This window comes from Streptomyces sp. NPDC086080, assembly GCF_044540255.1.
Taxonomy (GTDB): domain Bacteria; phylum Actinomycetota; class Actinomycetes; order Streptomycetales; family Streptomycetaceae; genus Streptomyces.
In genome coordinates this window covers 21,673-29,537 of record NZ_JBITRU010000055.1, presented here as the reverse complement: position 1 = coordinate 29,537, position 7,865 = coordinate 21,673, and the positions used below count along the sequence as shown (strand labels likewise).

At 73.6% G+C, this 7,865-nt stretch carries 6 protein-coding genes; 1 reads left to right on the top strand and 5 read right to left on the bottom strand.

The genetic code is table 11. The features are described from left to right. Window positions 1-118: 118 nt before the first annotated feature. The 5 genes from ACIF9R_RS35945 to ACIF9R_RS35925 form a co-directional block, all read right to left on the bottom strand. Window positions 119-1,525 carry an FAD-dependent monooxygenase gene (locus ACIF9R_RS35945; protein ID WP_399986957.1) on the bottom strand — a complete coding sequence of 469 codons (1,407 nt, stop codon included), beginning with the start codon at window positions 1,523-1,525 and terminating at the stop codon, window positions 119-121. Next, window positions 1,515-2,702: an MAB_1171c family putative transporter gene (locus ACIF9R_RS35940; protein ID WP_399986955.1), complete on the bottom strand. Its 1,188-nt coding sequence runs from the start codon at window positions 2,700-2,702 to the stop codon at window positions 1,515-1,517. Before ACIF9R_RS35940 ends, ACIF9R_RS35945 begins: the two co-directional genes overlap by 11 nt. 31 nt (window positions 2,703-2,733) lie before the next feature. After that, entirely contained in the window at window positions 2,734-3,918 is a 1,185-nt protein-coding gene (locus tag ACIF9R_RS35935) for an MAB_1171c family putative transporter (RefSeq protein WP_399986953.1), read from the bottom strand. After that, window positions 3,915-4,439, bottom strand: a complete 525-nt coding sequence (locus ACIF9R_RS35930) for a toxin (RefSeq protein WP_399986951.1) — start codon at window positions 4,437-4,439, stop codon at window positions 3,915-3,917. The genes ACIF9R_RS35935 and ACIF9R_RS35930 overlap by 4 nt, the downstream gene beginning before the upstream one ends. A 91-nt stretch (window positions 4,440-4,530) precedes the next feature. After that, window positions 4,531-5,766: a DUF6545 domain-containing protein gene (locus ACIF9R_RS35925; RefSeq protein WP_399986949.1), complete on the bottom strand. Its 1,236-nt coding sequence runs from the start codon at window positions 5,764-5,766 to the stop codon at window positions 4,531-4,533. Between the two features lie 459 nt (window positions 5,767-6,225). Here ACIF9R_RS35925 and ACIF9R_RS35920 point away from each other — a divergent pair, with 459 nt between their 5' ends. Next, window positions 6,226-7,731, top strand: a complete 1,506-nt coding sequence (locus ACIF9R_RS35920) for an alpha-N-arabinofuranosidase (protein WP_399986947.1) — start codon at window positions 6,226-6,228, stop codon at window positions 7,729-7,731. Window positions 7,732-7,865 lie beyond the last annotated feature (134 nt).

Genomic DNA, 7,865 nt, shown 5'->3' with positions numbered 1-7,865 from the left:
CGGAGGGGCTGAAGTCAGCCCCTCCGGCGTTTGAGGAGCGGGGGTCCGGGGGCAGCGCCCCCGGGGGACGGGAACGGGAAGGGGCGGCGGGGGCGAGGACACCTCCTGCCGGTGCCGGTCACCCCCCGGTACGGTCCAGCGCCCGCAGCACCTCCCGCTCCCCGGGAGTCAACGGCGGCTCGACGGACGGCGGCAACGGCGACCCCGCCACCGCCGCCAGCACCGCCCCCGGCCGGAACATCCGCGTCGGCGGCGCACTCAGACTCGTGACGTCCCAGATCGCCGACGCCGCCGCAAAGGACCCCGTGGCCGCCCGCATCATCCGCCGGGTGTACGCCGTCACCACCCGGTCACCGACGCCCGGCCGCCCACCCCGTACCCCCGGATACAGCACATCCTGGCCGACCGCCATCGACCATGCCGCGTCCGCCACCCGCGCGGCCCCCCGCACCACCCGCCGCGCCAGACCGGGCGAGGCGAGCCCTCCGCTCGGGCCGCCCAGCTCACGGCCGAGCACCCGCGCCCCGAACGCGGCCACCGACATCCCCTGCCCGTACGCCGGATTGAACGTGGCCAGCGCGTCCCCCAGCACCACGAACCGCTCCGGCCAGTGCGGCAGCTCCTCCAGATACCGCCGCACATTGCTGGTCGACCGGCTCAGATGCACCTCCGTCAGCGGCTCCGCCCCGGAGATCAGCCGTCCCACGATGGGGTCGGGCAGCCCGAGCGCGTACCGCAGGAACCCCTCCGGGTCGGCCGGCGGCTCGCCCCCGCGCGAGCCGCCGCAGCTCACCAGCCAGCGGCCCCCCTCGATCGGCATGACCATCGCACTCCGGGCCGGCCGTGACAGATGGGGATTGGGCTGCACGATCGTGAGCGGGAACCGTTCCGCCCCCTCCGGCACCCGGTACACCCGTGAGGCGTTCACCAGCCCGGCGTCCACGGCCCGCTCCCGGACACCGGTCAGCCCGAGCCCGCCCAGCCAGCCGACCACCCGTGTCCCGCGGCCGCTCGCGTCCACGACCAGATCCGCGTCGAGGTCCGTGTCCCCGCCGGGCGTCGCGATCCGTACCCCGCGCACCCGCTCCGCGGACCCCGTCAGCCCCACCACGGCCGCCCGGCGGATCTCCACCGACGTCCGTTCCCGGACCGTCTCCCGCAGCACCCAGTCCACCAGCGCCCGGCTGCACGTCAGCATGACGGGGCCCTCGCGCCGCCACCGGCGCAGCCAGCCCTCGGGGGTGAGCGCCAGCATGCCCGAGCTGAGGGATATCTCGTGTGCCCCGGCGGCGAGCAGCCGCTTCCGCAGCCCCGCGCCCGGCAGCAGCTCCTCCATGGCGGTCAGGCCGCCCGCCATCAGCAGATGGGCGTGCCGTCCCTGCGGCAGTCCTCTGCGGTGTTCCGGACCGTCGGGCAGCTCGTCCCGGTCCAGCACGATCACCTCGTCCGCCCCCGCGGTGGACAGGACGGCCGCGGCCAGCATTCCGGCCAGACCGGCGCCGATGACGACAGCTCTACGCGACATGGGGCTCCTCGGGTTCGGTCACGGATCCAGGAAGGGACGTACGGGAGGGCGGGTGGCGCAGCGCCTGTGCCAGCTCCACCAGCCCGCCGGTGCCGGAGACCTCGGTCGCGTGCAGCCGGTACGTGCCGTCGGCCCGGGGCCCGCCGGTCCGGGGTGGTTCCTCGCGGGCGGTGGCCCGCCGTGCCGCGTCGGCGAGCATGGCCGCCTCCGCGGCCAGCCGTGCCTCGTGCGGGGAGCGGCCCGCGCGCAGGGCGGAGTCCCGGGTCCGCTCGCGGACCCGGTGGTCGAAGTACGGTGCCAGCGCGAGCAGCGCGTCGTGGATCGACACCTCGCGCCACTGCAGGCGCGCCCGGGGGAGCCGCCACCAGCCTGTCGGCGGCCTGGGCGCGCAGGACACCGACTTCACCAGGGACCACAGCGGGGCCAGCCGGCGGTGGTCGCCCAGGGCCCGCCACTGGGCGAGCGCGGACGGCAGCAGATATCCCGCCGAACACAGCAGCGCGGCCAGCGAGGCCATCGGCGGGGCGAGCGTGGTGGAGAGGAAGTCGAGGTCGTGGCCCGTCCAACGCGCCACGATCGCCGTGTACTTGGCCGCCTGGAAGCCCACCAGGTCCAGCAGTGCCCCGACGAGGATCAGCCGCAGCCCGGTCCGCAGCGGCCCGTCGACCTCACGCCCCCATCTGATGCAGACGGCGCACATCACCAGCATCGCCGCGCTGTGCCCGAGCAGGTAGAGCAGGATCATCTCCCGCATGAACGGGGTGTCGGCGTAGTAGGTGTCGAGGTCCCTGAGCCGCTCGGTGTCCGCCTCGGCGAGCGAGAACAGGACGACGATAGCGGTCATCAGCAGACCGTAGGCGGCGATGGCGCCCAGCACCCGGCGCCGCACCCGGTCCCGGGAACCGCCCCGCCAGTTGATCAGCAGCACCAGCACCGAGCAGCTGTACGCGCAGAGCATGCCGTAGGTCAGCGGGGCCCCGAAGTTGGGGATGCCGGTGAGCTCGTTGACGGTGGCCAGGGTGGCCGGGGCGGCGCACACGAAGACCAGCGCGCCGAGGACGATCGCCGCGCAGGTGGAGACGGTCAGTGGGTTCCGCATGGCCCTGCGCGGGCGGCGGAACAGCAGCACGGAGGTCATCCCGAACACGAAGGCCGCCAGATAGACGACGAGACTCATGCCGGCCGGCTCCTTTCGCACGGGGCCCGGTTCACGCCGTACCCGCCGTCGTCCTGCCGCTCGGCACGGCGGTGGCCGCCGGCGGCGGGACGGCTGCGGCGAGCGCGTCGGCGATCCGGACGAGCAGGGCCGGTTCCGGCACTCCGTCGAGGAGCCGGCCGGTGCCCCCGAGGGGCGGGCCGGGCCGGCCGGCGTCCGCCTCCTGCCGTACCGCCGCCGTGATGACCGCGGCCCAGGCGGCGGCCTCCGCCCGCTCGGGGTCCTCCGTCGCCGCCAGCGCGCCGGCCCGGGTCCGGTCGTACAACTCCCGGTCGAAGTAGGCGTCCAGATGGCCGAGGGCGTTGTGGATGCTGGTCTGGCGCCACATCAGCCGGGTGGTGGGAGAGGCGAACCGGGGGCGGGGCAGGCGCAGGGTGCGGCGGGTGAGCAGATCGTCCAGCGCCCGCTCCAGCGGCCCGAGCCGGGCGTAGGTCCGCCGGGCCCGTCGCCCCTCGGCGGCCCAGGGGGTCACCAGCGGCACCAGCACGCCGACCACGGTCAGCAGGGCGCCGAGTCCGGCGGCGGCCGGGGAGACGGTGGTGCCGAGCGACGACCAGTCCCGCCCGGACCAGCGGGCGCCCACCGCGATCAGCTTGGCCACGCTGTAACCGGCCCCGCACAGCGCACCGGTGCCGAGCAGGACCAGTCCCGCCCGCAGCCCGCCCCGCACCCCGCGCGCCCAGCGCAGCGCGGACACCGTGGTGACGGTCGTGGTGGTGAGGTGCGCCAGCAGGTACAGCACGATCATCTGCGCCATGAACGGCGTCGTCGCGTAGTAGGTGTCCAGGTCGGTACGGCGCTCCACCGGCGCGTCACCGAGGGCGAACGTCACCGCGATGCCGAGGACGACGACGGCGTAGGCGAGCATCCAGCGGTGGGCGGTGCGGCGCACCCGGGGGCCTCCGCGCCAGTGCACGATCAGGACCTGGGAGGCGGCGCAGTACCCGGTGATCGCCGCGTAGGTGACCGGCGCCGCCAGGTTCGGTACACCGCCGAGCCGGTTGACCGCGCCGACCGTCGGCGGTGCCCCGAGGAAGAAGCACAGCCCCGCAAGACCCAGCACCGCGCAGATGGCCCGCAGATACGGGTCGCGCCCGTGCCGCAGCAGGTCGGGGGCCTTCACCAGCAGCCCGAGCCACAGCACCCCGCAGCTGACGTAGTTGAGGAGGCCGCTCATCTCTTCGTCCCCCGGTAGTTGAGCGCCGCCCCGATCCGCCCCGCGAGGTCCTGTGGATCCCCGGAACCGGCGCCGCCTTTGACGGCGTACCCCGGGCCGGCGGTGGCCTCGAGCCAGGCGCGCAGCCGGCGGCCCATCAGCATGCCGAAGCGGTCGGCCTCCTGCTCCTCCGCCAGGCTGAAGTCGGTCCGGGCGGCGACCGGCACGGGGTGTCCGCCGGTGTCCGCGCCCGCCTCCCGGCGGTGCATGTGCCACACCTCGTGGCAGAAGATCACGATCTGGTGCCAGGCGGCGGCCCGCTCGTCCACCACCACGTCGTCGTGGTCCTCGCGCTCCAGCCACAGTCCGCTCGCGGTGTGCGGCGGGAACGTCGCCCGGTGGACCAGCACATCGCGTCCCCGCCATGCGCTGACGGACGCGACGAGCGCCTCGAACAGCACCTCGGGATCGGCCGGCACCGCCACCTCGATGGGGTCGATGAGGGCGTCAGCGAGACGACGCATCTCCTTCCTGGTACGCACCGCTGTCTCCCTGATGTTCCGGGTGTCGTTCGGTCACCTGTGCACTATGCCAAGACGGTTGCCCACCCGGCCAGTTCCTCGTGCGGCACGGTCACTCGGTGACCGCCACGGTGTCCCCGGCCGCCCCCGCGCGGGCACCGATCTCCCGGATCACGTCGGGGTGGCGCAGCGCACACGACAGGGCGCCTATCTCGCCGAGGAGTTCCGTGGTGTCGGGACCGTGGCCGCCCTCGCCGCTCTCCGTACCGGGGCCGGCCCGGACCGCGTCGAGGATCACCACGGCCGCGGCGAACGCCTTCGCCCGCTCCGGCGGGAAACCCATGGACAGGGCGACGGCGTACGACGCCTCGCGCCGCCGCTCGTCGGTGCGGCGGGCGAGGGGCAGCAGCACGTCACGGATGAACGTCTCGCGCCGGGTCAGCCGCAGTTCGGGGCTGGCGCGCAGGACGAACGGCAGACCGGAGCCGTGCACGCTCCGCATCAGCAGGTACAGCGGCCGCAGCCGGACGCAGGCCAGCCGGATCCGCTGGCGTTCGTGCAGGTACTGGCCGGCGTGCGGCAGGATGAAGCCGACGGCGATCGACACGGCCGACAGACAGGCCAGCGCCGGCGCCACGTGCAGGTTGAGCCAGTCCAGGTCGTTCCCGGTCCAGCGGGCGCCCACGGCGGTCAGCTTGGCGGCGTCGAAGGCGAGGTTCAGCGCGTAGCCGATGCCCAGGAACTTCAGTCCCCAGCGCAGCCAGGCGTCGAGTCCGTCGGTGCGGATCCAGTTCCAGATCAGTTTCGAGGTGATGAGGACGGCGGTGGTGTGCGCGAGGAGATACAGCAGGATCTCCTCGCGCATGAACGGCGTGGTCGCGTAGTAGGTGTCCAGGTCGCGGGTCCGTTCCACCGGCACGTCGGCGAGGGCGAACAGCACCCACAGCAGGGCGATCACACCGCCGTAGACGGAGACGACCCAGCGGGTGGCCCGGCGGGTGGAGGCGGAGTGCTCGGGCAGACCGTCGCGCCAGGCGATGATCAGCACCAGGCAGGCCGCGCAGAAGGCGGTCAGCAGGGAGTACACCCAGGGCGCCGAGATGTTCGGCACGCCGGTGACCCGGTTGACCCGGGCGATCGTCGACGGCGCGACGAACACGAACACCGCGCAGGCGAGCAGCAGCAGTCCGCCGACCGCGCGCAGCAGCGGGTCCTTCCACAGCCGGATGATCGTCGGCAGTTTGATCGCCAGGGCGGCGGCCAGCACGCCGGCCGGGATCCACCAGAAGGACGTGTAGAACGCGCCGAGGAAGGAGGCGGGCCCCATGGCCGCGTCCGCGAACCCCATCGCGTTCCCTCACTCTCATCGCCCGCCGCACCGAAAGCCGTTCGAGCCTACGCGCCAGGGCGTGTCCGCGTCATGCGTCCGCGGGACGCGTCGCGGGACGCGACGACGGGCGGGCAGGGGTCGCGTCCCGTGTCGTGGTGCGGGGGATCAGGCGCCCCGCGTTCCGGTTCGGGGTCCCTGGCGATCTCCACGGCGGTGGCAGCCGGCGAGGCGTCGCGCCGAAGTGGGACGAACACCCGATCCGCCGGGTCCGCCGTCTCTGGCCCGCGGACTCCGGCTCGTTGATCCCCTGCACCACCGGGCGGGACGCCACCGGCGCGGAGGGTCCCGCCCGGGTTGCCGCCCGAGCCATTGACGCGCCCGCGCATCACACCTACGGTCCCGTTCGAAGTGACGAGCGGCATACGAAATATCGAACCATGGACACGTGATCCTCAACCCCTCCTCCGGAAGGCGCACATGCGAACCGCCCGTTTCACCCTGGACCCCGCGTTCACCGTCGGCCAGGTCAACCCCCGCCTCTTCGGCTCGTTCGTGGAACACCTCGGCCGCTGCGTGTACACCGGCATCTACGAACCCGGTCATCCCGCCGCGGACCCGGAGGGCCTGCGGACGGACGTCCTCGACCTCGTCAGGGAACTCGGCGTCACCGCCGTCCGCTACCCCGGGGGAAACTTCGTCTCCGGCTACAGGTGGGAGGACTCGGTCGGCCCCGTCGAAAGCCGTCCCCGCCGTCTCGACCTCGCCTGGCGCACCACGGAGTCCAACCGCTTCGGCCTCTCCGAGTACATCGGGTTCCTGAGGAAGATCGGCCCGCAGGCCGAGCCCATGATGGCCGTCAACCTCGGCACCCGGGGTGTCGCCGAGGCCCTGGAACTCCAGGAGTACGCCAACCACCCCTCCGGCACCGCCCTGTCGGACCTGCGCGCCGAACACGGCGACAAGGACCCCTTCGGGATCAGGCTCTGGTGTCTGGGCAACGAGCTGGACGGCCCCTGGCAGACCGGCCACAAGACCGCCGAGGAGTACGGCCGGGTCGCCGCCGAGACCGCCCGCGCCATGCGCCAGATGGACCCCGGCATCGAATTCGTCGCCTGCGGCTCCTCCGGCCAGTCGATGGAGACCTTCGCCGCGTGGGAGGCGACGGTCCTCGAGGAGACGTACGACCTCGTCGACCACATCTCCCTGCACGCCTACTACGAGCCGCACGACGGCGACATCGACTCCTTCCTCGCCTCCGCCGTCGACATGGAGTCCTTCATCGACAACGTCGTCGCCACCTGCGACCACGTCGGCGCCCGCCTCAAGTCCAAGAAGAGGATCAACCTCTCCTTCGACGAGTGGAACGTCTGGTACATGTCCCGGTCCCAGGCCGAGGTCGCCGCCCTGGACTGGCCGGAGGCGCCCCGTCTCCTGGAGGACAGCTACAGCGTCACCGACGCGGTCGTCTTCGGCTCGCTGCTCATCGCGCTGCTCCGGCACGCCGACCGGGTGACCGTCGCCTGTCTCGCCCAGCTCGTCAACGTGATCGCCCCGATCATGACCGAGCCCGGCGGCCCGGCCTGGCGGCAGACCACGTTCTTCCCGTTCGCCCAGGCCTCGGCGTACGGACGCGGCGAGGTGCTCGACGTACGGGTGGACTCACCGACGTACGGGACGGAGAAGTACGGCGAGGCCGACCTGCTGCACGCCACCGCCGTACGCGCCCCGGACGGCACGGTCACCGTCTTCGCCGTCAACCGGGACCGCGGCGAGCCGCTGCCGCTGGAGGTGGCCCTGGGCGGCCTCGGCCTCACCTCCGTCGTCGAGCACAGCGTCCTCGCCGACGCCGACCCGGACGCCCGCAACACCCTCGCCGAGCCCGAGCGGGTCGCCCCCCACCCGGCCGAGGGCACGGCACTGCACGACGGCCGGCTCTCCGCCGTACTGGAGCCGCTGTCCTGGAACGTGATCCGGCTGGCGTGAGCCGGGACGTCCACCGCCGGGCGCGGGGGGGGCCCCCCCCCCCGCGGGGGGCGCCCCCCCCCCCGGGGGGCCCCCCCCCCCCCCGCGCGCCCCCCCCCCCCCGGGGGCCGCCCCCCCCCCCCCCCCCCCCCGGG